The sequence below is a fragment of the Massilia scottii genome, from assembly GCF_030846495.1.
Classification (GTDB): domain Bacteria; phylum Pseudomonadota; class Gammaproteobacteria; order Burkholderiales; family Burkholderiaceae_D; genus Telluria_A; species Telluria_A violaceinigra.
This window is the reverse complement of the sequence record NZ_JAVCWM010000070.1, coordinates 1-1481: the sequence shown is the minus strand read 5'-3', so window position 1 is coordinate 1481 and position 1481 is coordinate 1. Positions and strand designations below refer to the sequence as shown.

Below are 1481 nucleotides of genomic sequence, written 5' to 3'. Positions count from 1 at the left end.
CGCATGCCCTTATACATAAGTCAGCCCAGCCCTTCACGTAATGCCCGCAGCGTCTCGGCCGAGGCGTGCACTTGATCTAGCCCCTTCCAGATCGTCTTTACGCCAGGCTCGCCATCACCGTTTCGAGCAAGGAATCCACCAATTTTCGCGATCAGGCGCACGACTTCGTTCAAGGTTGGTGGCGTCGCTGGCATCTTCATTTTGTTCAGTAAGTGCGCGCCGCGAATCTGGTCAGGGTCGAAGAACAAGGCTGCATCGAGATCAGGGCAGTTGCGGCCTTTGCGCATCAGGAAGGCCACGCGCCACGCCACCACCATGAACAGCGCCAGCGCCCTCTCCACGCGGTCAACTGCAGCCAGCTGCAGCTTCTCGACTTCGCAGCCGTTTTTAAGCACATTGAAATAGACTTCGATTTCCCACCGGGCGCGGTACCAGTCAATCAGTTCCGTGGCTTGTTCCAGCGTGTTCGCTGCGCGATTGGTCAGCAGGCGCCATTCAACCGGCTTCACGCCAGCCGGCGCGTCGATTTCGCGCGCCACGATGCAAGTCGCCTCGATCTGTCCTTTCTTTCCGTCGCCTATCAGCACGCGCTGCGCCCACAATTGTTGGCGCACTTCACGCGCCTTCTGTTTTTCGCGTCCGCCGATGATGAAACTGATCTCGCCAAGTGGTGTGCCATTCGTGGTGGCGGCCCATAGCTTGGTTCCCTCGTCGTCCGCCAAACAACGGTCATGCTTCGCGCGCACCAGCCAATCGGCAGGCGTACCCAAGTCGCGTGCGACGCGCATCATCTCGACCATGTCCGCTTCCCTGTCGGCCAAATACACCAGCCGCGTACCAGGCAGTGCTGCCGCTTGCTCGGCGATGCGCTCGTAGCCTTCGACCCAGCGGCGGCTTTCCTTCAGCCCAGGCCGGACCCCATCCTTGCCGCGCTTTTCGCGTGCCCACATCCACGCGTCGAGCATGCCAAGTGGCTCGCGATCGGGCGTGACCGCATAGGTCGGATGCAGGTACATGCCGCGTTGCGCTTCGTAGCTCAACGGCCCCAGCCCTGCGATCTCCTGACCATTGAAGTCCAGCTCGGTCGTGTCCTGAATACACAGCACGACTGCATGCGCGCCCATGCGCTCTTGGGTGCGTGCCCAGTGTGGCTCCAGGATACCTTCCCACGTCACATCAGGATTCGAAAGGAACCGATACGCCGCACAGGTCTCGCTCCAGCTGTCGCATGCTTCAGGAATACTAGCCGTCGGCTTGGCCGCAAAAGTGTCCATCAATGTTCTCGCCCTCTTGTTGAGGCGCGCATCGCCAAGATTCAGACCAGCAAATTCGTCGTCCGTCCACCGCTGTGCAATCTTGTCCAATGCGCCGCCCAAAAGGAAAAAGTAAACGCGATCTCGGCAAAGTTTACAAGTCCCTCTGGCAACTCATTGAATGTAAACGACTTTTTTGGGAGCTACGGACTTATGTATAAGGGCATG

General features: G+C 59.0%; 1 protein-coding gene. It reads right to left on the bottom strand.

Annotated elements, in window-relative coordinates:
* Positions 1-20: 20 nt before the first annotated feature.
* A complete protein-coding gene (locus tag RBA41_RS33305) occupies positions 21-1364 on the bottom strand; it encodes an IS4 family transposase (RefSeq protein WP_445352078.1) in 1344 nt (447 codons plus the stop codon).
* Positions 1365-1481 lie beyond the last annotated feature (117 nt).